This window comes from Actinoplanes sp. M2I2, assembly GCF_023544445.1.
Lineage (GTDB): Bacteria > Actinomycetota > Actinomycetes > Mycobacteriales > Micromonosporaceae > Actinoplanes.
This window is the reverse complement of sequence record NZ_JALPVJ010000007.1, coordinates 20172-45334: the sequence shown is the minus strand read 5'-3', so window position 1 is coordinate 45334 and position 25163 is coordinate 20172. Positions and strand designations below refer to the sequence as shown.

The window sequence follows — 25163 nt, the reverse complement described above, 5'->3', positions numbered from 1 at the left end:
GGCGTCAGCCCCCGGCTCGGGGCCGCGAGGCGAGCAGGTGATCGATGCCGTCGAGGATCCGGTCGAGGCCGAACCGGAACGACCGCTCGGAGTCCCGCACGGCGTTGTACTCCTCGCCGGCGGTCGTGCCGACCCGGCCCGAGATCGGATAGGCGCCGGGCGGCATCACGCGGTCCAGCACGGGCGCGTTGACCGCCCACCACTCGGCGTCCGAGATGCCCGACTGCTCGGCCGCGCGGCGGGCGGCCACATCGGCGCGTGCCGAGGCCATGGTGAAGTCGCTGATCAGCGTGATGACCTGGTCCATCTCGAGATCGGTGAAGCCGGCCCCCTCGATGGCCGTCAGCTGCCACTCCCACCGGTCGGAGCCGTTCGGCCCGATCCACGGACGGCTCTGCTCGACCTGGAGCAGCCAGGGGTGCCGGTGGAACTCGTCCCACATCTGCCGGGCCACGACGGTCAGCCGCTCGCGCCAGTCGCCCCGGTGGGGTGGCAGCTCGGCCTCGCCCATCACGTCGTCGACCATCAAGCCGATCAGCTCGTCCCGGCTCGGCACGTACGTGTAGATCGACATCAGCTTGAGCCCGAGCCGGTCGGCCACCTTGCGCATCGAGAACGCCGGTAGGCCTTCCTCGTCGGCGACCGCGATGCCGGCCCGGATCACCTCGTCGACGCTGAACCGCTGCCGGGGACCGCGGGAGCCCTGCGGCACTCCCAGGGCGCGTCGCCACATCAGGCTCAGCGTGCGGTCGACGTCCTGTTTCTCCATGTGACGAGATTACCCCGTGGGGTGTACGGTGTAACGCGCACCGAAATACCGTGCAGCATACGGAGTTAGGAGCGACGTGAATCTCGAAGCAGAGCAACTGCGCAAGAGGTACGGGGATGTCCGCGCGCTGGACGGCTTCGACCTGGCCGTCGCGCCCGGCGTGATCCACGGGCTGCTCGGCCCGAACGGCGCCGGCAAGACCACGGCGGTCAAGGCGCTGGCCACGCTCATCGACCTGGACGGCGGCACCGCCCGGGTCGCCGGTTTCGACGTACGGACCCAGGCCCCCCAGGTACGCCGGCGGATCGGCCTGATCGGGCAGAACGCGGCGGTGGACGAGATTCTCGGCGGCCGGCAGAACCTGGTGATGTTCGGCCGGCTCTATGGCCTGAGCACAGTGGACGCCCGGGCGCGGGCCGACCGTCTGCTCGACATGTTCGCGCTCACCGAGGCGTCCGGGAGGGCGGTGTCGACGTACAGCGGGGGGATGCGCCGCCGGCTCGACATCGCGGCCGGCTTCATCCTCACGCCGGCCGTGCTCTTCCTCGACGAGCCGACCACCGGGCTCGACCCCCGGGGGCGCAACGAGGTGTGGGCGGCCGTCCGGGAGGTCGCGGAGGCCGGCACCACGGTTCTGCTCACGACGCAGTACCTCGACGAGGCCGACCAGCTGGCCGCCCGGATCTCGGTGATGAACCACGGCCGGATCGTCGCCGACGACACTCCGGCCGCGCTCAAGCGTCAGATCGGCGGCGACCGGGTCACGGTGACCATCGCCGCGGGCACGCCGCTGGAGGAGGTGGCCGGGCGACTCGCCGCCGTCGCCGGTCCGGCCACCCTCGACGCCGACGCGCACAGTCTCACCTTCGAGGTCGGCTCCGGGGTCACCGCGCTGGCCGGCATCGTCCGCGCGCTCGACAGCTCGGGCATCACGCCGGAAGACCTGATGCTCCGCCGGCCGACGCTGGACGAAGTCTTCCTCACCCTGACCGCCACTCCGCAGGAGGCCGCGCGATGACCGCCGTACGGGCCGGATGGATCCTCACCCAGCGCAACCTGGCCCACTGGGCCCGGCAACCCTGGACGCCGATCTTCGGACTGCTCTTCTCGATCATGCTGTTGCTGGTCTTCGGCTTCCTCTTCGGCGGCGCCATCACCGTGCCCGGCGGGGGCGACTACATCACCTTCCTGCTGCCCGGCATGCTGGCGCTGAGCATGATGTTCGGCGTCGAGGGCACGGCCACCGCGATGGCCAACGACGCGCGCAAGGGCATCACCGACCGGTTCCGATCACTGCCCATCGGCAGCACGTCGGTCGCCCTGGGCCGGGTCGGCGCCGACCTGGCCAACTCGGCCGTCGAACTGCTCGTGCTCATCGTCGGTGGCCTGCTGATCGGGTGGCGCATCACGTCCGATCCGGCCTCGGCGGCGCTGGCCGTCCTGCTGCTGTTGCTCTTCCGGTTCGCCATGCTCTGGATCGGCATCTTCGTCGGACTGTCGTTCCGGGGCGAGGGCGCCACGATGGCGGTGCAGGTGCTGGTCTGGCCGATCGGCTTCCTCTCGACGGCCATCGTCTCGGCCGAGACGATGCCGGGCTGGCTGGGCGCCATCGCCGCCTGGAACCCGCTGTCGGCGACGGCCACGGCGGCGCGATCGCTTTTCGGCAACCCCACCGGGATCACCGGAGGGCCGCTCGCGGACGCCGCGGTGTGGCTCGCGCTGGGTTGGCCGCTGCTGCTCACGGCCGTCTTCCTGCCCCTGTCGGCGCGGGCCTATCGCCGTTTGCGAAGTGGGTAGGCTCGTGGGGTGCGGTTGACGGATTTCTGGACGCGGCTGGCCGAGGTCTTCGGCGCCGCCTACGCGCGCAGCTTCGCGGCTGACCATTCTTTCGGCGAGTTGGGAAACCGGACAATAAACCAAGCGATTGCGGACGGTATCGAGACGGCTACCATCTGGCGTGCGGTGGTAGCCGCGTACCCCGATCGGGTGCCCTCCCGCCTGCGTTAACGCCTTTTAGTACACCCGTTCTGGCGTGTCACTCGTTCGTCGTACACGTGTTCGGCTATTGTCCACAGCGGCTCAGTTATCCACAGCTCGGGCAGGGCGGCGAATTTTTGTCATACCCACCGCCTACCTTGATGCCCGTGGCGATGAACAGAAACGCATCGGCGAAGACGACCGTTAAATCGGGTACAGGGGTGGCGGACATGGTGGCAGGACCTGACCGGGACAAGGCGCTCGATCTGGCGTTGGCTCAGATCGACAAGCAGTTCGGCAAGGGCTCGGTGATGCGGCTGGGCGAGCGACCGGTCGTGGAGACCGCGATCATCAAGACCGGCTCCATCGCGCTCGACGTGGCGCTCGGCGTCGGCGGCCTGCCGCGCGGCCGCGTCATCGAGATCTACGGGCCGGAGTCCAGCGGTAAGACGACGGTCGCCCTGCACGCGGTGGCCAACGCGCAGCGCAACGGCGGCATCGCGGCGTTCATCGACGCCGAGCACGCCCTCGACCCCGAGTACGCAAAGAACCTGGGCGTCGACACCGACGCCCTGCTGGTCTCCCAGCCCGACACGGGTGAGCAGGCCCTCGAGATCGCCGACATGCTGATCCGCTCGGGCGCGCTCGACATCATCGTCATCGACTCGGTGGCCGCGCTCGTGCCGCGGGCCGAGATCGAGGGCGAGATGGGTGACAGCCACGTCGGTCTGCAGGCCCGTCTGATGAGCCAAGCGCTCCGTAAGATCACCGGCATCCTGAGCAACTCGGGCACGACGGCGATCTTCATCAACCAGCTCCGCGAAAAGATCGGCGTCATGTTCGGCTCGCCCGAGACGACGACCGGTGGTCGTGCGCTGAAGTTCTACTCCTCGGTCCGCCTCGACGTGCGACGCATCGAGAGCCTCAAGGACGGCACCGACGTGGTCGGCAACCGCACCCGCGTCAAGGTGGTGAAGAACAAGGTGGCCGCGCCGTTCAAGCAGGCCGAGTTCGACATCATGTACGGCAAGGGCATCTCGCGCGAGGGTTCGCTGATCGACGTCGGCGTCGAGCAGAACATCATCCGCAAGTCCGGCGCCTGGTACACGTACGACGGTGACCAGCTGGGCCAGGGCAAGGAGAAGGCGCGCGAGTTCTTGAAGGAGAACCCCGACGTCGCCGCCGAGATCGAGAAGAAGATCCTCGAGAAGCTGGGCGTCGGCCAGACGACCGGCGACGCCGCCGGTGGCCCCGAGCTCCCGCCGGTCGACTTCTGATCGGGTAACCCGTCATGCCGGCCCGACGGGGCGCGCGTTCCGGACGTGGGTGGGATGCTCTCCCACCCCGTCCCGATCGCACCCACGATGAGCAACCGCTCGGCGAGCTCCCCGCCGGCGACGATCCGGAACGCGGCAACGTTCCCATCCGTCGTCGGCGGGCTTCGCCGGGCGGCCCCCCTTTCCCCGCCGATGGCGACCCCGCCGAAGACCCGGGCGGTCCGAGCCGAGGCCGTCGCGGCGGCCGGCGCGGTGGCGACGGCCAGCCGACCGGCGCCGCGTCCGGTCAGCCGGCTCAGAGCGAGAGCGACCGCGCGCGCGAGATCTGTCTGCGGCAGCTCGCCGTGCGGCCGCGCACCCGGGCCGAGCTGGCCAAGGTGCTCACCCGCAAGGAGATCTCCGAAGAGGTGATCGCCGAGGTCCTCGACCGGTACGACGAGGTCGGCATCATCGACGACGCGGCTTTCGCGCGAGCCTGGGTGGCGAGCCGTCATCACGGCCGGGGGCTGGCTCGCCGCGCGCTGGCCAACGAGCTGCGCCAGCGCGGTGTCGACGCCGAGGTCGCCGGCGAGGCTCTCGAGACCGTCGACGACGACGACGAGGCTGCGACCGCCCGGGCCCTGGTCGACCGCAAGCTCCGCACAGCCACCGGCGCGCCCGACGCCCTCTTCCGCCGTCTGGTCGCCATGCTGGCCCGCAAGGGCTACCCGGCCGGCGTCGCCATCCGAGCCGTCAAGGACGCCTTGGCCGCGCGCGACGCCGAGGCGGCCGAGTTCGCCGACCAGCTGGACCCCGACGCCCTGGCCTCGGACGCCGACCCCACCTCGTAAGAGGCTGAACCGGCGATCCCCAGCTGACGGCGATCCTTCAGCTGCCGTCGCCCGGATGGCAACGCCCACCGGCATCGATGACGATCGTCGGTGGACATCGGCGTTCGCCACTGGTTGGTAGCATCCGATTCTGTGACCGAGTACTCGCAGAGCGGCATGCGTGGCCACGGTCCCTTTCCGGAGGGCGCCGAGCAATCTGCCCCCAGCGATGCCCAGCAGCCCGCCGACACAGCAGTCCCGCCCCAGGCCGCTGTCCCGCCCTACCCGACAAGCGGCGCCGGCCCGGGCTACGGCCCGTTCCAGGGTGGTCCCGACCGGCCGGAGGGCTGGACCGACCCCTTCGGCGGCAAGCAGGAGGGCTGGACCGACACCCCGTACGGCTTCTCCGCCCCGCCCGGCCGCCGCATCGAGCCTTCGCCGCCGCCCGAGCGCAGCCGCCTGGTGATCGGCATTCTGGGCGGCCTCGTGGCCGGTCTGCTGCTCTTCGGCACGGGCGGCTACTTCGCCGGCCGCGCCACCGCCCCCAAGGCCGCGAACGCCCCCACCCGCAGTGGTGAGCTGGGCGTCTTCGAGCGCAACCAGGTGGCGGTCAACGCGCCCGACTTCGCCGGCAGCAAGCTCAGCCCCATCGCCCAGGGCTGGCTCCCTTACCTGTCGACCTGTTCGCGCAGCGGCTCCCCGGGCGGCCCCAAGCTGAACGGCGGCGAGCGGGTCCGGGTCCGCTGCACCCTCGACGGTATGAGCGCGATCTTCGTGGAGTACGTGTCGGTCGCCGAGCGGGACAAGGCCCGGGCCACGGTGCAGGGCCAGGTGGCCGGCGCCCGCGCCCTGGCTCCCGGGGTCGCGCGGCCGGCCGAGGTGACCACTCCTTCGCGCCGCACCTCCGGCGACTACGTTGAGTACGCATACCGTCTCACGGAGAGTGGCACCACCCGGACGGTCAGCGGCCTCTGGTGGGACGACGCCCGGACTCCCGTCGCGGGCTACCTTCTGGCGTACTGGAAGGATGGCCTCGGTGAGAAATGGGAGCCGATGCGCGATCTCTGGTCCCGGTACGCCTGAAATGCCCACCAGTGTTGTGAGCTGGGCGTAAGCGAGTCTGTGCCCTAAGTCCCATCCGCTGCCGAATCATGGAACCTTGACCGAAGTGGCATCCGCGACCTAGCCTCGCGTTACACAAGGTTTGTTCGACCATCGCATGCAACACGCACAACATAGATCGCATTACATTACGGCATCACTTAAGGCCCAGAGCGGGTCTCACACAGCCCTCGGGCGCTGGACCGCACAGCCGAGGGACTGACACAGCGCGGTCGGCCCCGTGCACCCTCCGAGGTGCCGTGGCCCGATGACGCATGCGGTCTTCTTGCCATGGTCGGGCATCCCGCAACAGGTCCGTGCACGTTCACACCGTGCCGGGCGGCGAAGGGAGACACGGCGATGACCACCGTGGTTTGGGTACTCGTGGTGGCGTTCGTCGTCCTGGCCGCCCTGGTGGTGGCCGGCCTGGTGCTCGGCGGCCGCGCGCTGCGCCGGCTGCAGACCCGGGGCGGCACGGACGCGCAGGGACAGGCCGTCGACGATGCCCTCGCCAAGGTCGAGGATGCCAACGCCAAAGTCGAGGACGCCAACGCCAAGGTCGAGGACGCGAACGCCAAGGTCGACGACGCCAACGCCAAGGCCGCTTCCGTCCGCGCCGAGGCCGCCGCGGCCAAGGCCGAGGCCAGCTCCGCCCGCGCCGAGGCCCGCCGGGTCCTCGAGGCCGCGCACAGCGAGGCCGACACGATCCTCGAGCACGCCCACCGCCAGGCCGAGACCGACGCCGAGCAGGTCCGCGCGGCCGCCCGACGCCAGGGCGAGCGTGAGGTCACCCTGCTCAACACGACCGCCAAGGAACAGGCGGCCGAGGTCGAGCGCCGGGCCGCCCGCATCGACGAGCGCGAGCGTCAGCACGCCGACGAGGTGGAGCGGCTGGTCGAGCGCGAGCGCCGCCTGGCCGCCATGGACGCCGACCTGGCCGCCCGCGAGGCGGCCCTGGCCGGCCGCGAGGTCGAGCTGGCCGAGGCCGAGGAGTCGAAGCGCCGTGAGCTGGAGCGGATCGCCGGCCTGACCGCCGAGTCGGCCCGCACCGAGCTGGTCGAGACCATCGAGGCCCAGGCCAAGCGCGAGGCCGCCATCCTGGTCCGCGACATCGAGAGCGACGCCAAGAACACCGCCGACTCCCGGGCGCGGCGGATCGTGGTCGACGCCATCCAGCGCATCGCCAGCGAGCAGACCGCCGAGAGCGTGGTCAGCGTGCTGCACCTGCCCAGCGACGAGATGAAGGGCCGGATCATCGGTCGCGAGGGCCGCAACATCCGGGCGTTCGAGTCGGTCACCGGCGTCAACCTGATCATCGATGACACTCCCGAGGCGGTGCTGCTCTCCTGCTTCGACCCGGTACGCCGCGAGGTGGGCCGGCTGACCCTGGAGAAGCTGGTGCTCGACGGGCGGATCCACCCGCACCGCATCGAGGAGGTCTTTGAGACGGCCAAGGGCGAGGTCGAGCAGCTCTGCGACCGGGCCGCCGAGGAGGCGCTGGTCGACGTCGGCATCACCGACCTGCACCCCGAGCTGGCCAAGCTCCTGGGCCGGCTGCGCTACCGCACCAGCTACGGCCAGAACGTGCTCAAGCACCTGGTCGAGACCGCCCACATCGCCGGCATCATGGCCGCCGAGCTGGGCTTGGACGTCCCGTCGATGAAGCGGGCGGCCTTCCTGCACGACATCGGCAAGGCGCTGACCCACGAGGTCGAGGGCAGCCACGCGCTGATCGGCGCCGACCTGGCCCGCAAGTACGGCGAGAGCGACGACGTGGTTCACGCGATCGAGGCCCACCACAACGAGGTGCAGCCGCAGACCATCGAGGCCGTGCTGACCCAGGCGGCGGACGCCTGCTCGGGCGGCCGGCCCGGCGCGCGGCGGGAGAGCCTGGAGGCGTACGTCAAGAGGCTCGAGCGGATCGAGGAGATCGCCGCCGGCAAGACCGGTGTGGAGAAGGTCTTCGCGATGCAGGCCGGGCGCGAGATCCGGGTCATGGTGCGCCCGGACGACATCGACGACATCGGCGCCGCGGTGCTGGCCCGGGACGTGGCCAAGCAGATCGAGGAAGAGCTGACCTATCCCGGGCAGATCCGCGTCACCGTGGTGCGCGAGTCACGCGTCACCGAGCTCGCTCGTTAGCCCGAGCTGCTCGCGCAGGATGTCGGCGTGGCCGCAGTGCTGGGCCAGCTCGCGCAGCATGTGCAGATAGACCCAGCGCAGCGGCAGCGGCCCGCGCCGGTTGCCGGTCAGTTCGTCGTCGAGCGTCAGGTCGGCGACGGCCCGGCGCGATGCCGCACACGCCTCGAGGAAGTCGGCCCGCACCGAGGCGATGGTGTCCGAGTCGTCGAGGACGAAGGAGTCGTCGGCCGACTCGGGAATGCCGATCTCGGCCCGGGAGCGCCCGGTGACGGCCTGGTCGAACCAGACCCGCTCGACGAACGACGCGTGCTTGACCAGCCCCAGCAGGGTGGTCTGCGACGGCACCAGCTGGCGTCGCACCTGCTCCTCGGTGAGGTCGTCGAGACAGTCGTGCAGGGCCTGACGGTGCTCGTCGAGGAAGACCTCGAACTGGGCTCGCAGCGGCTGGTGGAGGACGTCGTCCGCGGAGATCATGGGGAAAAGCATGTCAAGCGTGGTGGCCCCGGATCAAGCCGGGGCCACCACGGTCAGAGCGTTCCGCCGCCGCCACCACCGAGGCCGGGCTCGATGGTCGCCTGCTGGGTGGTCGCCCCGGCGGCTCGGGGAGCGCGGCCCTTGCGACGGGTGCGACGGCTCAGCCAGCCCGCGAACGTGGTCAGGATCGTGTTGACCACGATGTAGATCACCGCGGCGACGATCGCGGCCTGCAGCACGTTCCCGTAGTTGGCCGAGAGGTTGTTGACGCCGAGCTGGATCAGCTCGCTGTACGAGATGATGTAGCCCAGCGCGGTGTCCTTGACCAGCACGACGAGCTGGCTGACGATCACCGGCAGCATGGCCCGGGCCGCCTGCGGGATGAGGATGTGGGTCATCACCTGGCCCTTGCGCATGCCGATCGCGTAGGCCGCCTCGCTCTGCCCCCGCGGCACGGAGTAGACGCCGGCCCGGAACGCCTCGGCCAGCACCGACCCGTTGTAGAGGGTCAGGCCGATCACCACGGCCCAGAAGATCGACATCGGCTGCTCGGTGAGGAACGGCACCCCGAAGAAGATGAAGAACATCAGCAGCAGCAGCGGCACGGCCCGGAAGAACTCGACGACGACTCCCGCGGGCACGCGGACCCACCAGTGGTCGGAGAGCCGGCCGACGGCGAAGATGATGCCGAAGGCCAGGGACAGCACCATCGCGACGGCGGCCGCCTGGAGCGTGCCCTTGAGGCCCGGCAGGATGTAGTCGGTCCAGGTGCTGCCCTCGGTGAACGGCTTCCAGAGGGAGCCGGCCCACTGCCCCTCCTCGTCGAAACGCGAGTAGATCCAGTAGAGGAGCCCGAGCAGCGCGATCCCGAAGACGATCGTCAGGACGAGGTTGCGCGCCTTGGCCTTGGGCCCCGGGTGGTCGTAGAGAACGGCGTCCGTGCTCACCTCTTCACCGCCAGGCGGTTGGCCAGCCAGCCGAAGGCGTAGCCGGTGGGGATCAGGACGATCGCGAACGTGCCGGCGAAGACCAGGAAGATCGGGACGACCGCGTTGCCGTTCGCGTTGATCAGCTCCTTCATCGCGTTCGACGACTCCATGAGGCCGATCGTGCCGACGATGGTCGAGTTCTTGCAGAGCGCGATGAGGATGCTGCCCAGCGGGGCGATCACCGCGCGACCGGCCTGCGGCAGGACGATGATCGTCAGCGTCTGGAGGAAGGTCATGCCGACCGCCCGGGCGGCCTCGGCCTGCCCGGCCGGCACCGTGTTGATGCCGGAGCGGATCGCCTCGCAGACGAACGCCGCGGTGTAGACCGACAGGCCGATCGTGCCGAGCCAGAAGTTGTTGAGGTCGATGTCGTCGACGACGGAGAAACCCAGCGTCGAGAACAGACCGAAGTAGCAGAAGAAGATGATCAGCGTGAGCGGGGTGTTCCGGAAGATGTTGACCCAGGCGGTGCCGAAGCCCCGCAGCACCGGGATCGGCGACACCCGCATCGCGGCGAGGACCACGCCGAGCACGAGGGCCCCCGCGCCACCGGCCAGCGTGAGCTTCAGGATCCAGAGGAAACCGGTTATGTACACGTCCCGGTTCAGCGGGTCGGAGAAGACGTCCATCGGCACCTTCGACTAAGAGGGAACAAAGGCGGCGGGGCCGGTCACCCGGCCCCGCCGACTCAGGTGAGGATCAGGCGCAGTTGGTCAGCTTGGTGGTGTCGAGCTCGGGCGCCGCCGTGCCGCTCTTGCCCAGCGTGTCGTCCCAGGCCTTCTTGTACGACCCGTCGGTGACGGCCGCCTTCAGGATGTCGTTGATCTTGTTGCAGCCCGCGGTGTCGTCCTTCTTGAGGCCGATGCCGTACGGCTCCTCGCTGAACGGCTTGCCGACCACCTTGAACTTGCCCGCGTACTGGTCCTGCGCGGCGTAGCCGGCGAGGATGATGTCGTCGGTGGTGACCGCGTCGACCTGACCGCCGGCCAGCGCCGTCACGCACTTGGAGTACGTGTCGAACTGCTGGAGCTTGGCGTCCTTGTACTCGGTCTGGATGCGCTTGGCCGGGGTCGAGCCGCTCACCGAGCAGACCCGCTTGCCGGCCAGCGACTCGGGGCCGGTGATCGTCGAGGCGGTCGGCACGAGCAGGTCCTGGCCGGCGATGAAGTACGGCCCACCGAAGTTGACGACCTTCTTGCGCTCGTCGTTGATCGTGTAGGTCGCGACGACCAGGTCGACCTGGCCCTGCTGGATGTAGGGCTCGCGGTTGGCCGAGACCGTGGTCTTCCACTCGATGCCGCTCTCGGGCACGCCCAGGCCCTTGGCCAGGATCTTGCCGATCTCGACGTCGAAGCCGGTGTACGCGGTGCCGGACTGCAGGCCCAGGCCGGGCTGGTCGGCCTTGACGCCGATGACGAGCTTGCCGCCCGCGGCCTTGCCCTCGATGCCGGCCTTGCCGCCGCCGCTGCCCGTGCCGGTGCCCTCGTCGTCCCCGCCGCACGCGGCCACGGCCAGCGCCATGGTGAGCGCTCCCAGCGTGGCGGCCAATCGGGTCATGCGCATGATGTCGCTCCTCGAGTTCGAATGTGTAGGCAAGAAAGCTCAGTGCGTGAGGATTTTGGAGAGGAAGTCCCGGGCGCGGTCGCTCTTGGGGTTCGCGAAGAACTCGGCCGGGGGAGCCGACTCGACGAGCTGGCCGTCGGCCATGAACACGACCCGGTTGGCCGCGTGCCGGGCGAAGCCCATCTCGTGGGTGACGACGACCATCGTCATGCCCTCCTTGGCCAGCGACGTCATCACGTCGAGCACCTCGCCGACCATCTCGGGGTCCAGCGCGCTGGTCGGCTCGTCGAAGAGCAGCGCCTTGGGCTGCATGGCCAGGGCCCGCGCGATCGCCACGCGCTGCTGCTGACCGCCGGAGAGCTGCGCGGGGTACTTGTCGGCCTGGTTGCCGATGCCGACCCGGTCGAGCAGCGCCATGGCACGTTCCCGGACGACGGCCGGCTTCTCCTTGCGCACCTTGAGCGGGCCCAGCATGACGTTCTGCAGGATCGTCTTGTGCGCGAACAGGTTGAAGGACTGGAACACCATGCCGACCTCGCTGCGCAACCGGGCCAGCGGACGGCCCTCGGCCGGCAGGGGCTTGCCGTCGAAGATGATCGTGCCGTCGTTGATGGGTTCGAGCCGGTTGATCGCACGACAGAGCGTGGACTTGCCGGACCCCGACGGTCCGATCACGACCACTACCTCGCCCTTGGCGACGGTGAGATTCACGTCGTCGAGAACGTGCAGCGGACCGAACCACTTGTTGACCTTGTCGAGGACGATGAGAGCCTCGTCGGACACTGCTGGACCACCGTCCCTGTTCTGGCGGATCACCCGGATGGGCACACTCTATGTGGGCCCTTGTATCGGTTCACACCGAGAATGGTCACGGAGCGGTAACACAGGGAGTGCGAGGCGAGGACATTGTCCACCATGTTCGGTATGGCTGACATGGATCCGACCGGCGGCCTTTGGAACTGGGCGGCCGCAACGTCCCTTACCGCCGACCGGGTCCACGGCGCTCTGGCCGGAGCCCTGGAGCGCTCGGTCGGGGCATTGGAGGCAGGCGCCGACGTTCTCTGCGACGTCTATCACGTGGGCGGCGACTTCCCGACGCTGATCGACGTCTACCTCGCCCCCGAGGCCATCGCCGAGTCCACCGCGGCCAGCGCCGTCGCGGTCCGGCTGGGCGTCGAGATCCTTCTCCCGGACGACACCCTCGACCCCACGAGGTACGTCCTGGCCGGGCCCGACGGCAGTCTCGAGCTGGTGCACGTCGACGAGGTCGAGACCGACGACGGCCCGGAGAGGCGGCACGTGCGCCCGTGCACCGGTCCCGTCACCGGCTGCGAGCGCCCCGCCGCGTGAGGACCAGGGGCCCCGCACGGCGTACCCTGGTCCATTGCCATGACTATCGAACTGCGGGGCGCCGCGCGCACCTATGACGTGCGCACGTACGGCTGCCAGATGAACGTGCACGACAGCGAGCGCATCTCCGGCCTGATGGAGGACGCGGGGTACGTGCGCGCCGCCGACCCCGAGTCGGCCGACGTCGTGGTGTTCAACACCTGCGCCGTCCGGGAGAACGCCGACAACCGGCTGTACGGCAACCTCGGCCACCTGCGCCCGACCAAGGTCAAGAACCCGGACATGCAGATCGCCGTCGGTGGCTGCCTGGCCCAGAAGGACCGCGGCGACATCGTCAAGAAGGCGCCCTGGGTCGACGTCGTCTTCGGCACCCACAACATCGGCTCGCTGCCGGCGCTGCTCGAGCGGGCCCGGCACAACCAGGAGGCCGAGGTCGAGATCCTCGAGTCGCTCGAGGTCTTCCCCTCGACGTTGCCGACCAAGCGCGAGTCGACGTACGCGGGCTGGGTCTCGATCTCCGTCGGGTGCAACAACACCTGCACGTTCTGCATCGTGCCGTCGCTGCGCGGCAAGGAGAAGGACCGCCGCCCGGGGGAGATCCTGGCCGAGGTCGAGGCGCTGGTCGCCGAGGGCGTCCTCGAGGTGACGCTGCTCGGCCAGAACGTGAACTCCTACGGCGTCGAGTTCGGCGACCGGCTCGCCTTCGGCAAGCTGCTGCGGGCCACCGGCGAGATCGAGGGCCTCGAGCGGGTGCGCTTCACCAGCCCCCATCCCAAGGACTTCACCGACGACGTGATCGCCGCGATGGCCGAGACGCCCAACGTCTGCCACTCGCTGCACATGCCGCTGCAGTCCGGCTCCGACCGGGTGCTCAAGGCCATGCGCCGCAGCTACCGCCAGGAGAAATACCTGGGGATCATCGACAAGGTGCGGGCCGCGATGCCCGACGCGGCGATCACCACGGACATCATCGTCGGCTTCCCCGGCGAGACGGAGGAGGACTTCGAGCAGACCCTCGAGGTCGTGCGCCGGGCCCGGTTCTCCAGCGCCTTCACCTTCCAGTACTCGAAACGTCCCGGCACGCCCGCCGCGACCATGGACGAGCAGCTGCCCAAGGCCGTGGTCCAGGAGCGCTACGAGCGCCTGATCACGCTGCTCGAAGAGACCACCTGGGCCGAGAACAAGAGGCTCGTCGGCGAGAAGGTCGAGGTGCTGGTCGCGGTCGGCGAGGGGCGCAAGGACGAGCGTACGGGCCGGATGAGCGGCCGCGCCCGGGACGGCCGCCTCGTGCACTTCGCCACCGGTGAGCTCGCGCCGCGCCCCGGCGACATCGTCGAGACCGTCGTGACCTACGCGGCGCCCCACCACCTCAACGCCGACGGCGCCCCGCTGAGCCACCGCCGCACCCGGGCCGGCGACGCGTTCGAGGCCGGCCGTACCCCCAAGCTCAAGGGCGTGTCGCTGGGCCTGCCGACGATCGGCGCTCCCGCTCCGTTGCCGGCCGCCCAGGCCTGCTCGCTCTGATCCGTTCGACCAGGGCCCGGGTCGCGGGCGGGTCGGGTGCCTCGCCGGCCACGGCCACGAGCACCCGCCGGGCCCGGCCGGGCAGCGGCACGGCCCGCACGCTCTCGTTGCGGTGCGCGGCCAGCGCCAGCGCGGGCAGGGTGGTCACGCCCAGCCCGCGCGCGACCAGCTGCTGCGCGGCCACGTAGTCGTCGGTGGTGAAGCGGATGTCGGGCGTGAACCCGTCCGCGGCGCACACCCGCAGCAGCTCCTCCCGGCACCGCTCGCACCCGCCGATCCACCGCCGGTCGCGGTGGTCGGTCAGCCGGTCACCGGCCCACCCGGCCGGCGTGACCAGGTAGGTCTCGTCGTCGAAGAGCTCCTCGGTGCGCAGGCCGGCCAGACCCGGGTCGTCCGTGTGGGCGAACACCACCGCGACATCGACCTCACCGCGGCGCAGCAGAGCCACCGCCTCGGGCGGCTCGGCCTCGCGGAAGCGCAGCTCCACGTCCGGGTGGTCGGCGTCGAAGGCGGCGGCCGCGCCGGGCACGAACGTCCCGAGCGCCGAGGGGAAGGCGGCCAGCCGGACCCGTCCCGCCCGCAGCCCGGTGTGGGCCGCGAGCTCCTGCTCGGCGGCGTCGAGCCGGCCCAGGATCTCCACGGCGCGATCGGCCAGCAGCTGCCCGGCCTCGGTGAGCCGGAGGCCACGTCCCACCCGCTGCACGAGGCGGCTGCCCGTCTCGGCCTCGAGCCGGGCCAGATGGTGGCTCACCGACGGCTGGGCGTAGTGCAGGGCCTCGGCGGCGGCGGTGACCGAGCCGTGCCGGGCCACCGCGGCCAGCACCCGCAGGCGCGTCACATCGAGCATGTCTATAGGTTCGCTCGCCAAGTGGCATTGGACCAATGGATCCTGCCGATCCAGGATCGGAGCATGGACTTCACGTACGCCTCCGTCCGCGCGGCCGCCGCGACGATCGCCGGCCACCTGCCGCCCACCCCGATGTGGTCCTACCCGGTGCTCAACGCCACCGTCGGCGCGACCGTGCTGGTCAAGCACGAGAACACGCACCCGGTCGGCGCCTTCAAGGCCCGGGGCGCCCTCAACCTGCTGTCCACGGCGACGTCGGGCACGGTCACCTACTCGACCGGCAACCACGCCCAGTCGATGGCCTGGGCCAGCCACCTGTTCGGCCTGCCCTGCACGGTGGTGATGCCGGCCGGCGCCAACCCGGCCAAGGCCGCCGCCGTCCGCGCCTGGGGCGCCGAGGTCGTGCTGGCCGGCGCGAACCTGGGCGAGGCCGAGAGTCACGCCGTGGAGCTGGCCGAGCGGACCGGGCAGCGGCTGGTCAGCCCCGGGGACACGCCGGAACTGCTGGCCGGCGTGGGCACGATCTATCAGGAGATCCTCACGGCCCGCCCCGACCTGTCGGCGATCGTCGTGCCGGTCGGCAGCGGAACCGGGGCCGCCGCGGCCGCGGTGGTCGCCCACGAACTGGCGCCCGGCTGCGAGATCATCGCCGTGCAGTCCGCGAGCTCCTCGGCCGGCCACGACTCGTGGCGTACCGGGGCGCCGTGCACCCGGCCCAACCACACCCGGGTCGAGGGCCTGGCGACCGGTCGTGGCTACGAGCTGCCCCAGCAGATCCTGCGCAAGCACCTGGCCGACTTCGTGCTGGTCAGCGACGACCGCATCACCGAGGCCCAGCGACTGCTGGCCACCGCGGCCCACACCCTGGCCGAGGGCGCCGGCGCCGCGGCCCTGGCCGCCGTGCTCGACGACCCGGATCGCTTCGCCGGCCGGACGGTGGCCGTGGTCTGCACCGGCGGCAACGCCTCGACCAGCGAACTGGCCGCCCTCCAGCCGGCCGGTCCGAGTTAGTTGGCCTGTTCGGCGAGGGCCAGGAACTGGCGCTTCGACGACAGGGCCTGCTCGGCCTCCTTGATGCGGCGCTGGTCACCGGCCGTGCGCGCCCGCTCGAGACGCTGCTCGGCCTCAGCCACCTGCTCCCGCATCTGCTGGAGCAGCGGGTTGTCCTGCGGCGTGGTCTTGCGCCAGGCCGAGTCCATCGCCACGCGGATGCGTTCCTCGGCGGCCCGCCAGCGGCGGTCGAGCGACGCCGCGGACTCGCGCGGCACCCGGCCCGCGTCGTGCCAGGCGGCCTGGGCGTCGCGCAGCTTGTTCTGCGCGCCCCGGGGGTCGGCGTCGATGTCGAGCGCCTCGACCTCGGCCAGGATCGCCTGCTTGCGGTCGAGGTTCTCCTTGAATTCGGCGTCGCGGGCCGAGAAGACCTCGCTGCGGCGGGTGAAGAAGGCGTCCTGCGCGGCCCGGAAGCGTTCCCAGAGGCGCTGCTCGGCCTCCTTGGCGGCGCGCGGCGCAGCCTTCCACTCAGCCATCAGCTCCTTGAGCCGGTTGGCCGTGGGCGCCCACTCGGACGACTCGGAGAGGCTCTCCGCCTCCTTGACCAGCTCTTCCTTGGCCGTCTGAGCCTGCTTGCGCTGGCCGTCGAGGGTGGCGAAGTGGGCGCCGCGGCGGCGGGTGAAGCCATCCCGGGCGGTCGCGAAGCGCTTCCACAGCTCGCCGTCGGTCTTCTTGTCGACGCCGCGGATCGTCTTCCACTCGTCGAGGATCTCCTTGAGGCGGTCCCCGGCGGTCTTCCAGCCGGTCGACTCGGCGGCGATCTTCTCCGCCTCCTCGACCAGGGCGGTCTTGCGCGCGAGAGCCTCGATGCGGGCCTGCTCGCGGGCCGCGCGGGCCTCGCCCGCCTTCTCGTCGGCCAGACCGGCCAGGCGGTCGAGCCGGGCGGCGAGTCCTTCGAGGTCGCCCACCGCGTGTGCCTCGTCGAGCTGCTGACGCAGGCGCTTGACGCTGCTCAGCGAGTGCGACGCGTCCGCGGCGCCCGACTTGAGGCGGGCCTCGACGAGGTCGACCTCGGTCACCAGGTCGGCGAAGCGCCGCGCGAAGTGGGCCAGTCCCTCCTCGGGCGTGCCCGCCTGCCAGGAGCCGACCACACGGTCGCCCTCCGCGGTCTTCACGTACACGGTGCCGTCGGCGTCCACGCGCCCGAAGGTTGTCCAGTCGATCATGACCCATCCTCGTCTTCCCGGCGCCACCGATCTCACCTGACCGGTGACCACCGCCACAGCACAGTCGAACGCCTAGGTTCCTACGGCATTCTTTCTCGCGCATTGTCACAGGTCCAACCCGGTTACGGGGAAGCGCCCGACGATGACCGTGACACAACCTTGTCCTACCGTTGCTCCGTGCCGTACGCAGAAGGTCCACGCGTGATCACCGTTGTCGGGCCGACGGCGGCCGGTAAAAGCGCTCTGAGCATCGCTCTCGCGCACGAGCTGGGCGGGGAAGTCGTCAACGCCGACTCGATGCAGCTCTACCGCGGGATGGACATCGGCACGGCGAAACTCACCCCGGCCGAGCGGGACGGCGTTCCGCACCATCTGCTGGACATCTGGGACGTCAGCTTCCCGGCCGCGGTCGCCGAATATCAGGGGCTGGCCCGGGCGGCGATCGACGACATCCAGGCCCGCGGCCGGGTGCCGCTGCTGGTCGGCGGCTCGGGCCTCTACGTGCGGGCCGTTCTCGAGGAGTTCGAGTTCCCCGGCACCGATCCGGCCGTCCGGGCCCGGCTCGAGGGTGAGCTCGTGACCGTCGGCGTGGCGCCGCTGTACGAGCGGCTGCGGGCGGCCGACCCGGCGGCCGCCGACAAGATCCTTCCCTCGAACGGGCGACGCATCGTGCGGGCGCTGGAGGTCATCGAGCTGACCGGGCAGCCGTTCACCGCGGCGTTGCCGGCGCCGGTGCCGTACTACCCGTCGCTGCAGATCGGGGTCGATCGCGGGCCGGCCGAGCTGGACGAGCGGATCGCCCGGCGGGTCGACCTGATGTGGGCGGCCGGACTGCTCGACGAGGTCCGCGCGCTGATTCCGCGGGGACTGCGCGAGGGACGGACAGCGAGCCGCGCGCTCGGCTACCAGCAGGCGCTGGCCGAGATCGACGGGCTGCTTCCGCCGGCCGAGGCCAGGGCCGACACCGTACGGGGAACCCGCCGCTTCGTCCGCCGGCAGCGCTCCTGGTTCCGGCGCGACCCGTCGGTCACCTGGCTCGACGGCGCGTCCCCGACGCTGGTGGCGGACGCGCTGGCGCTTACGCGATGATGGACCGCGTGCATTTCACCAAGGGCCACGGCACCGGCAACGACTTCGTCATCATCGAGGACGCCGACGGCGCGCTCGACCTGACCGCCGAGCGGGTGGCCGCGCTGTGTCACCGGCGGTTCGGCATCGGCGCCGACGGCGTGCTCCGCGTCGTCCGCAGCGCCAAGGACCCGGCCGCCGCGGGCCTGGCCGCCGACGCCGAGTGGTTCATGGACTATCGCAACAGCGACGGCTCGATCGCCGAGATGTGCGGCAACGGCGTCCGCGTCTTCACCCGATACCTGGTGTCGCGCGGTCTGGCCACGCCCACGCCCGACGGCATCCCGATCGCCACGCGGGCCGGTCTGGTGCTCGCGGTCCTCGAGGGCGACCAGATCCGGGTGCGGATGCGGAGCCCCCGGGTGTTTGCGGCCGGCACCGCGACCACCGGCCCGCTGACCTTCCCCGGCGTGGCCGTCGACTGCGGCAACCCGCATCTCGTCTGCGGACTGCACGACGGGCTGGCGTTGTCGTCGCTCGACCTGCACCTGCCGCCCGGCTACGACCACGCCGTCTTCCCCGACGGGGTGAACGTCGAGTTCGTCGTTCCGGCCGCCCCGGTGGCGGGCGCCGACCTGCACGTCGACATGCGCGTCTACGAGCGCGGCTCCGGCGAGACGCTGTCCTGCGGCTCGGGCGCCCTGGCCGTCGGCGCGGTCGCCCTGCGCGACGCGGGCCTGGCCACGGGCGTGGTCGCGGTCGACCTGCCCGGTGGCCGGCTGACCGTCACCCACGACGCCGGCGACCAGTGGTGGCTCGCCGGTCCGGCGGTGCTGGTGGCGTCGGGCGAGCTTCTCTGATGCACAACGTCGCCCACCGCGGTTACTCGGCGGTGGCCCCGGAGAACACGCTGCCCGCGTTCGCCGCCGCCGTCCGGGCCGGCGCGACACTGGTCGAGTTCGACGTCCGCACCACTGTCGACGACGTGCCCGTGGTCCTCCACGACCGCACGGTCGACCGCACGACCACCGGCTCGGGTCACGTATGGGACCTCACCTACTCCGAGGTGGCCGCGCTCGACGCGGGCTCGTGGTTCTCGCCCGCCCATGCCGCCGTGGGAGTGCCGACGCTCGCCGCGACGCTCGAGCTGCTGAGCGCACCCGGCCCCGAGCTGCTCCTGGAGATCAAGCCGCCGGCCACGCTGCCGCAGGTCAAGGCCATCATGGAGCTGACCGACGCGTACGGGCTGATCGAGCGCACGATCGTGCAGAGCTTCGATCCCGAGATCGTCCGCCTGGTGCGCGAGGCCGCGCCGCTGGTCCGCCGGGGCCTGTTGCGGCTGCGCTTCGAGGCCGACACCGTGCCCCTGGCCGACGAGCTCGACGTCGTCTGCGTCAACCCGTCGAGGGCCGACGTGCTGGGCGACCCGGCGACCGTGGCCGAGCTGACCGGGCGCGGCATCGACGTGATGCCGTGGACGGCCAACGATCCGGCCGAGTGGCCGCGGCTGGCCGAGGCCGGCATCGCCGGGCTGATCACCGACCGTGTGGGCGAGCTGACCGGCTGGTTGGCGACCCGCTAGCCACCCGGCCGGCCGCGGGGGTGAGCTGCCCGGCTGATCTGTGCCCCGCCGGCCTCCTGGCCCTCCGGCCGACCGGGTGGCGGGCGCTCCCGCACCCGCCACCGCCGATCGTCTAGAACGTCTCCTTGGGCGCCTCGTCGAGCTCCGCCTCGGGCAGCGCCGCCGTGTTGTGCGCCGCGGCCACCGGACCCCGGACCGCGGCCCGGATGGCGGCTGCCACGGCCGGCGTCACCTTGGGGTCGAAGACGCTCGGGACGATGACCGTGGGGTTGAGCTTGTCCTCGCCCACGACGTCGGCGATCGCCCGCGCCGCGGCCAGCGCCATCTCCTCGGTGAACTCGGTGGCGGCCACGTCGAGCATGCCGCGGAAGACGCCGGGGAAGGCCAGCACGTTGTTGATCTGGTTGGGCTGGTCGGAGCGGCCCGTGGCCACGACCGCCGCGTACTGGCGGGCCTCCCGCGGGTCGACCTCGGGGTCGGGGTTGGCCAGCGCGAAGACGATCGACTTCTCGGCCATCCGGGCGATGTCGTCACCGGTGAGCAGGTTGGGCGCGCTCACGCCGATGAACACGTCGGCGCCGACGATCGCCCCGGGCAGGTCACCCGAGTAGTTGCTCTTGTTGGTGTGCTCGGCCAGCCACTGCCAGGTCTCCGACATGTCGGCCAGGCCTCGGTGCAGCGCGCCCTTCCGGTCGTACGCGATGATGTCGCCCACGCCCTGGCGCAGCAGCAGCTTCATGATCGCCGTGCCGGCGGCGCCGGCCCCGGAGACGACGACCCGGACGTCCTCGAGGCGCTTGCCGACGACCCGCAGCGCGTTGGTCAGCGCCGCGAGCACGCAGATCGCCGTACCGTGCTGATCGTCGTGGAAGACCGGGATGTCCAGCTGCTCGCGCAGGCGCGCCTCGATCTCGAAGCAGCGGGGCGCGGCGATGTCCTCGAGGTTGATGCCGCCGTAGGCCGGGGCGATCGCCTTCACGATCTTGACGATCTCGTCGGTGTCCTGCGTGTCGAGCACGACCGGCCACGCGTCCACGCCGCCGAACCGCTTGAACAGCGCCGCCTTGCCCTCCATGACCGGCATCGCCGCGGCCGGGCCGATGTTGCCCAGCCCGAGCACGGCCGAGCCGTCGCTGACCACGGCGACCGTGTTGCGTTTGATCGTCAGGCGGCGCGCGTCGGCCGGGTTCTCGGCGATCGCCATGCAGACCCGGGCCACCCCCGGCGTGTACGCCCGGGAGAGCTCGTCCCGGTTGCGCAGCGCGACCTTGGAGGTGACCTCGATCTTGCCGCCCAGGTGGAGCAGGAAGGTGCGGTCCGAGACCTTGCGGACGTCGACGCCGTCCTGCGCCTCGAGCTGCTTGACGACCTGGTCGGCGTGGCTGGAGTCGGCGGTGTCGCAGGTGAGATCGACGAGCACCCGGGTGGGGTCGGAGTCGACCACGTCGAGGGCCGTCACGATCGCGCCGGCCTCGCCGACGCAGGTGGTGAGCCGGCCGATGGACGAGGCGTCCGCGGTCACTGCTATCCGGATCGTGATCGAGAATCCTGCGCTGGGCAGGCGGGTCGTCACCACGGTGTTCCCTCCGACGTTGGCGGGTGCTTCACCGTAATCTTGCCCCCGCGGAATATCAGGTTCCCACCGGGTCGTTATGCCTAGGCTCACCACTCAATCGAGAACGTTCGGCCACGATATGTAGATGCGCCCGACCTGGGATCGTGCCACTATCGGGCCGAGGAGGTCACTTGCTAAACACTCACCAGGCACCCGTGCTTGAACTTGACGAGCCGGATGTGACGACCGGCGAACTCGAGCTCGAGGAACGGCACTCGCTTCGGCGCGTCGCCGGCCTTTCCACCGAGCTCACCGACATCACCGAGGTCGAGTACCGGCAGCTGAGGCTCGAGCGGGTCGTCCTGGTCGGCGTCTGGACCGAGGGCACCGCCGAGGATGCCGACAACTCGCTGACCGAGTTGGCGGCGCTGGCCGAGACGGCCGGCTCCCAGGTGCTCGAGGGTCTGATCCAGCGCCGTTCCCGGCCCGACACGGCCACGTTCATCGGCCGCGGCAAGGTCGAGGAGCTGCGCGAGGCGGTCATCGCCACCGGCGCCGACACGGTCATCTGCGACGGCGAGCTGTCCCCGTCCCAGCTGCGCAACCTCGAGCAACAGACCAAGGTCAAAGTCGTCGACCGTACGGCCCTGATCCTCGACATCTTCGCCCAGCACGCGAAGAGCAAAGAGGGTAAGGCCCAGGTCGAGCTGGCTCAGCTGCAATACCTGCTGCCGCGTCTGCGCGGTTGGGGTGAGTCGCTGTCCCGGCAGGGCGGTGGCGCCGGCGGCGGCGCGGGCGGCGGCGTCGGCACCCGTGGTCCGGGTGAAACCAAGATCGAGACCGACCGTCGACGGATCAACCAGCGCATCTCCAAGCTGCGCCGCGAGATCAAGGCCATGCGGACCGTCCGGCAGACCAAGCGCTCCCGCCGTGCCAACAGCGGGGTCCCGGCCGTGGCGATCGCCGGCTACACCAACGCCGGCAAGTCCAGCCTGCTCAACCGTCTGACCCAGGCGGGCGTGCTGGTCGAGGACGCGCTGTTCGCCACGCTCGACCCGACCACCCGGCGCACGGCGGCCGAGGACGGGCGCGTCTACACGCTCTCCGACACCGTCGGCTTCGTCCGGCACCTGCCCCACCAGATCGTGGAGGCGTTCCGCTCCACGCTCGAGGAGGTCTCGTACGCCGACCTCGTCGTGCACGTCGTCGACGGTGCCCACCCCGACCCCGAGGGTCAGGTCAGTGCCGTGCGCGAGGTCCTGGCCGAGGTCAGCGCCGACAGCATCCCCGAGCTGCTGGTGATCAACAAGATGGACGCCGCGGACGAGGAGACGATGCTGCGGCTCAAGCGCACCTGGCCCGAGGCCGTCTTCGTGTCGGCCCGGTCGGGCGCGGGCATCGCCGAGCTGCACCAGGCGATCGCCGAGCGGCTGCCCAAGCCCGCGGTCGATCTGCGAGTCCTGCTGCCGTACGACCGGGGTGACCTGGTCGCCCGGATCCACCGGACCGGTCAGGTGCTGCAGACCCAGCACGTCGAGGCGGGCATCGAGCTGCGGGTCCGCGTGGGCGAGGCGCTGGCGGCCGACCTGTCCAACTTCGTGATCTAGTCGGCACGACGAAATGCCGGCCGGTCCTTCGACCGGCCGGCATTTTCGTGGTGCTGCCGCCGGTACCGGTTCGCCCTTCTCGACCTGGTGTGGCGTCACGCCGGGGACAGATCGGTGTCGAGAACCCCAGCCGTGCTCGCGCCGGCCGGTTGTGACGCATTCACGAGATCCACGCGTAACACCGGTCCGGGGAAGCTCATGCGACACTGATCGGATGCGGCGTCTCGTCTTCCCGGCCATCGTGGCTTTGGGCCTGGTCGTGGTCGGCCCGTCCAGCGCGTTCGCTGACGACCCGGCCCCCACGGTCAGTGTCAATGCGACGCCGGGCAAGAAGATGTGCAAGATCACGGATGAGCGGCTCGACGAGTTGTCGGCGATCGTCGCCACGAGGACCGGCTACATCGTGATCAACGACAGCACCAAGATCGAAAGCCACCGCCGCGTCTTCTTCCTCAACACCAAGTGCCAGATCGTCAACGACGCCGGGTACGACGGAAAGCCGCTCGACACCGAGGACCTGGCTCTCTCGCCGGACGGCAAGAAGCTGTGGATCGCCGACACCGGTGACAACAACTACGACAACGCGGAGCGGCGCCCGCACGTCGCGCTCTGGTCGATGCCGGCAGACGGCTCCGGCGAGGCGGTGCGCCACCGGGTGTCGTACCCGGAGGGCGACGCCCACGACGCCGAGGCGCTGCTGATGAACGGGGACGGCATCCCGCTGATCGTCACCCGGGAGATCGGCAAGCCGACCTACGTCTATCAGCCCACCGCCCCGCTGAAGGCCAAGAGCGAGGAGAGCGTGCCGATGAAGCGCGTCGCCGAGCTCAGCGTCTCGGCCACGCAGACCAACGGCAACCCGCTGGCCCGCATCGGCAACCGGACGGTCAGCGGCGGCGCCGTCGCGCCCGGCGGCACCAAGGTGGCGCTCCGCACCTACACCGACGCGCTCGAGTGGGACGTGACCAACGGCGACGTGGTGGGCGCGCTCAAGAAGAAGCCGCGCACGACCGGCCTGCCCGACGAGCCCACCGGCGAGGCGATCAGCTACAGCCCCGACGGCAAATACTTCTACACGGTCTCCGACCTGAACGGCGAGACCGCGGCGGCCAACTACATCCTCCGCTACACGCCGGCCACCACCGTCGCCACCGCGGCCAAGGACGGCGGCGAGGAGAGCGGCGACAGTTGGTACGCCAATCTCGAGCTCAGCGACATCACCTACGCCGTGGGCGGGGTCGGTCTGCTCGGGCTGATCCTCGTCGGCGTCGGTGTGCTCGGCATCGTGCGGCACCGCAAACGGGTGGCCGGCGCGCCGGCCGTGGCCGATGACGACGACGACTTCAGGAGCCCGCTCAAGGGCGGCCCCGGGACCGAGTTGGTCGGCGTCGGCGGAGCACCGCAGCGGGCGGGCGTCTACGGCGGAGCCCGGTCGGGCCCGGTCAGCGGCGCCCCCAGGGGAACCGGCGTCTACGGCGGTCCGGCCGGATCGGCGGCCGGGCCCGCCGCCGGTGGCGCCGTCTCCGGCAGTAAGGCGAACGGGCGTCCGGTCAACGGGCAGCCACAGCCCGCGCGGGCGGGCGTCTACGGAGGCGACGGCCAGCCCCCACGCGGTCCGCAGGGCCAGCCGCCCCGGGGTCCGCAGGGCCAGCCGCCGCGCGGTCCGCAAGGCCAGCCCCCACGCGGTCCGCAAGGTCAGCCGGCTCGTGCTCCGCAGGGTCAGCCCCCGCGCGGCCCGCAAGGCCAGCCGCCGCGTGGTCCGCAAGGCCAGCCGCCGCGTGGCCCGCAGGGTCAGCCGCCGCGTGGCCCGCAGGATCAGCCGGCTCGTGCTCCACAGGGTCAGCCGCCGCGTGGCCCGCAAGGTCAGCCGGCTCGGGCGCCGCAGGGTCAGCCCCCACGTGGCCCGCAAGGTCAGCCGGCTCGTGCTCCGCAGGGTCAGCCCCCACGTGGCCCGCAGGGCCAGCCGCCCCGGGCGCCGCAGGGTCAGCCCCCGCGCGGTCCCCAGGGCCAGCCCCCGCGTGGTCCTCAGGGGCAACCCGCTCGGGCGCCGCAGGGTCAACCTCCGCGCGGCCCGCAGGCTCAGCCACCCAGAGGGCCGCAGGGCCAGCCCCCGCGTGGACCCGAAGGACAGCCGCCCCGAGGCGGAAGCGGCGTTTACGGTGGCGGCAACCAGCCACCCAGTGCGCGTAACGGCTACAGCGAGTTCCGGGCGAGCCCCGGAGGCCGCTTCGACGGGTACGGCCCGCACTAACCCGCCGCCGCCGCTGCGTCCAGCCCTGGCACTGACCCTTACATCGACCCGACCCCGGCCGT

At 71.0% G+C, this 25163-nt stretch carries 23 protein-coding genes and 1 pseudogene; 15 read left to right on the top strand and 9 right to left on the bottom strand.

Translation table 11 applies throughout. The features are described from left to right. Positions 1-4 precede the first annotated feature (4 nt). The gene (locus HJC40_RS14685) at positions 5-769 is read right to left on the bottom strand and encodes a TetR/AcrR family transcriptional regulator (protein ID WP_250001643.1); all 765 of its coding nucleotides are present in this window, start codon (positions 767-769) and stop codon (positions 5-7) included. Between the two features lie 76 nt (positions 770-845). Between HJC40_RS14685 and HJC40_RS14680 the strand changes: the two genes are divergently transcribed. The 7 genes and pseudogenes from HJC40_RS14680 to rny all read left to right on the top strand — a co-directional run. Further along, entirely contained in the window at positions 846-1787 is a 942-nt protein-coding gene (locus HJC40_RS14680; protein ID WP_250001642.1) for an ATP-binding cassette domain-containing protein, read from the top strand. After that, the gene (locus tag HJC40_RS14675) at positions 1784-2566 is read left to right on the top strand and encodes an ABC transporter permease (RefSeq protein WP_250001641.1); all 783 of its coding nucleotides are present in this window, start codon (positions 1784-1786) and stop codon (positions 2564-2566) included. Before HJC40_RS14680 ends, HJC40_RS14675 begins: the two co-directional genes overlap by 4 nt. 9 nt (positions 2567-2575) lie before the next feature. Next, positions 2576-2776, top strand: coding sequence for a DUF3046 domain-containing protein (locus HJC40_RS14670; protein WP_250001640.1), 201 nt, complete (start codon positions 2576-2578; stop codon positions 2774-2776). Between the two features lie 200 nt (positions 2777-2976). Next, positions 2977-4023: a recombinase RecA gene (gene recA / locus HJC40_RS14665; protein WP_250002052.1), complete on the top strand. Its 1047-nt coding sequence runs from the start codon at positions 2977-2979 to the stop codon at positions 4021-4023. Between the two features lie 14 nt (positions 4024-4037). Next, on the top strand, positions 4038-4853 hold the full coding sequence (locus HJC40_RS46125; protein ID WP_308200899.1) for a regulatory protein RecX: 816 nt from the start codon (positions 4038-4040) through the stop codon (positions 4851-4853). Between the two features lie 132 nt (positions 4854-4985). Continuing rightward, positions 4986-5915 (top strand): hypothetical protein, encoded by a 930-nt coding sequence (locus HJC40_RS14655; protein ID WP_250001638.1) that lies wholly within the window; start codon positions 4986-4988, stop codon positions 5913-5915. A gap of 618 nt (positions 5916-6533) precedes the next feature. After that, positions 6534-8075, top strand: a pseudogene (gene rny / locus HJC40_RS14650) (ribonuclease Y); the annotation flags it as partial. On the opposite strand, the gene HJC40_RS14645 reads toward rny, so the two are convergent. The 5 genes from HJC40_RS14645 to HJC40_RS14625 all read right to left on the bottom strand — a co-directional run bounded on the left by HJC40_RS14645 (position 8049) and on the right by HJC40_RS14625 (position 11884). Then, the gene (locus tag HJC40_RS14645) at positions 8049-8549 is read right to left on the bottom strand and encodes a DinB family protein (RefSeq protein ID WP_250001636.1); all 501 of its coding nucleotides are present in this window, start codon (positions 8547-8549) and stop codon (positions 8049-8051) included. The pseudogene rny and the gene HJC40_RS14645 overlap by 27 nt on opposite strands. A 53-nt stretch (positions 8550-8602) precedes the next feature. After that, positions 8603-9496, bottom strand: coding sequence for an ABC transporter permease subunit (locus HJC40_RS14640; protein WP_250001635.1), 894 nt, complete (start codon positions 9494-9496; stop codon positions 8603-8605). Further along, positions 9493-10167 (bottom strand): amino acid ABC transporter permease, encoded by a 675-nt coding sequence (locus HJC40_RS14635; RefSeq protein WP_250001634.1) that lies wholly within the window; start codon positions 10165-10167, stop codon positions 9493-9495. Before HJC40_RS14635 ends, HJC40_RS14640 begins: the two co-directional genes overlap by 4 nt. Before the next feature lie 70 nt (positions 10168-10237). Next, positions 10238-11101 carry a glutamate ABC transporter substrate-binding protein gene (locus HJC40_RS14630; protein WP_250001633.1) on the bottom strand — a complete coding sequence of 288 codons (864 nt, stop codon included), beginning with the start codon at positions 11099-11101 and terminating at the stop codon, positions 10238-10240. Between the two features lie 39 nt (positions 11102-11140). Then, a complete protein-coding gene (locus HJC40_RS14625) occupies positions 11141-11884 on the bottom strand; it encodes an amino acid ABC transporter ATP-binding protein (protein ID WP_250001632.1) in 744 nt (247 codons plus the stop codon). 141 nt (positions 11885-12025) lie between these two features. On the opposite strand from HJC40_RS14625, the gene HJC40_RS14620 reads away from it, so the two are divergent. Further along, complete coding sequence (locus HJC40_RS14620) at positions 12026-12451, top strand: hypothetical protein (protein ID WP_250001631.1); 426 nt, start codon at positions 12026-12028, stop codon at positions 12449-12451. 39 nt (positions 12452-12490) lie between these two features. Next, positions 12491-13975: a tRNA (N6-isopentenyl adenosine(37)-C2)-methylthiotransferase MiaB gene (gene miaB, locus HJC40_RS14615; protein WP_250001630.1), complete on the top strand. Its 1485-nt coding sequence runs from the start codon at positions 12491-12493 to the stop codon at positions 13973-13975. Here miaB and HJC40_RS14610 read toward each other — a convergent pair. Then, positions 13899-14822, bottom strand: coding sequence for a LysR family transcriptional regulator (locus tag HJC40_RS14610; RefSeq protein ID WP_250001629.1), 924 nt, complete (start codon positions 14820-14822; stop codon positions 13899-13901). The genes miaB and HJC40_RS14610 overlap by 77 nt on opposite strands. Before the next feature lie 21 nt (positions 14823-14843). Here HJC40_RS14610 and HJC40_RS14605 point away from each other — a divergent pair, with 21 nt between their 5' ends. Next, positions 14844-15833, top strand: a complete 990-nt coding sequence (locus tag HJC40_RS14605; RefSeq protein WP_250001628.1) for a threonine/serine dehydratase — start codon at positions 14844-14846, stop codon at positions 15831-15833. Here the strand turns inward: HJC40_RS14605 and HJC40_RS14600 are convergent. Further along, a complete protein-coding gene (locus tag HJC40_RS14600; protein WP_250001627.1) occupies positions 15830-17038 on the bottom strand; it encodes a DUF349 domain-containing protein in 1209 nt (402 codons plus the stop codon). The two genes, HJC40_RS14605 and HJC40_RS14600, sit on opposite strands and share 4 nt — an antisense overlap. Positions 17039-17197: 159 nt before the next feature. On the opposite strand from HJC40_RS14600, the gene miaA reads away from it, so the two are divergent. From miaA to HJC40_RS14585, 3 genes are read left to right on the top strand one after another with little or no spacing between them, the layout of a single operon-like run. Continuing rightward, on the top strand, positions 17198-18127 hold the full coding sequence (gene miaA, locus HJC40_RS14595; RefSeq protein ID WP_284043194.1) for a tRNA (adenosine(37)-N6)-dimethylallyltransferase MiaA: 930 nt from the start codon (positions 17198-17200) through the stop codon (positions 18125-18127). Between the two features lie 8 nt (positions 18128-18135). After that, a complete protein-coding gene (gene dapF, locus HJC40_RS14590; protein WP_250001625.1) occupies positions 18136-18966 on the top strand; it encodes a diaminopimelate epimerase in 831 nt (276 codons plus the stop codon). After that, complete coding sequence (locus HJC40_RS14585; protein ID WP_250001624.1) at positions 18966-19688, top strand: glycerophosphodiester phosphodiesterase family protein; 723 nt, start codon at positions 18966-18968, stop codon at positions 19686-19688. Before dapF ends, HJC40_RS14585 begins: the two co-directional genes overlap by 1 nt. Before the next feature lie 112 nt (positions 19689-19800). Here the strand turns inward: HJC40_RS14585 and HJC40_RS14580 are convergent, their stop codons facing one another. Continuing rightward, the gene (locus HJC40_RS14580) at positions 19801-21264 is read right to left on the bottom strand and encodes an NAD-dependent malic enzyme (RefSeq protein ID WP_250001623.1); all 1464 of its coding nucleotides are present in this window, start codon (positions 21262-21264) and stop codon (positions 19801-19803) included. Between the two features lie 194 nt (positions 21265-21458). Between HJC40_RS14580 and hflX the strand changes: the two genes are divergently transcribed. Both hflX and HJC40_RS14570 read left to right on the top strand, forming a co-directional pair. Further along, on the top strand, positions 21459-22850 hold the full coding sequence (gene hflX, locus HJC40_RS14575; RefSeq protein WP_374271806.1) for a GTPase HflX: 1392 nt from the start codon (positions 21459-21461) through the stop codon (positions 22848-22850). Between the two features lie 214 nt (positions 22851-23064). Continuing rightward, positions 23065-25101, top strand: a complete 2037-nt coding sequence (locus tag HJC40_RS14570; RefSeq protein WP_250001621.1) for a hypothetical protein — start codon at positions 23065-23067, stop codon at positions 25099-25101. The last annotated feature ends 62 nt before the right edge of the window (positions 25102-25163 follow it).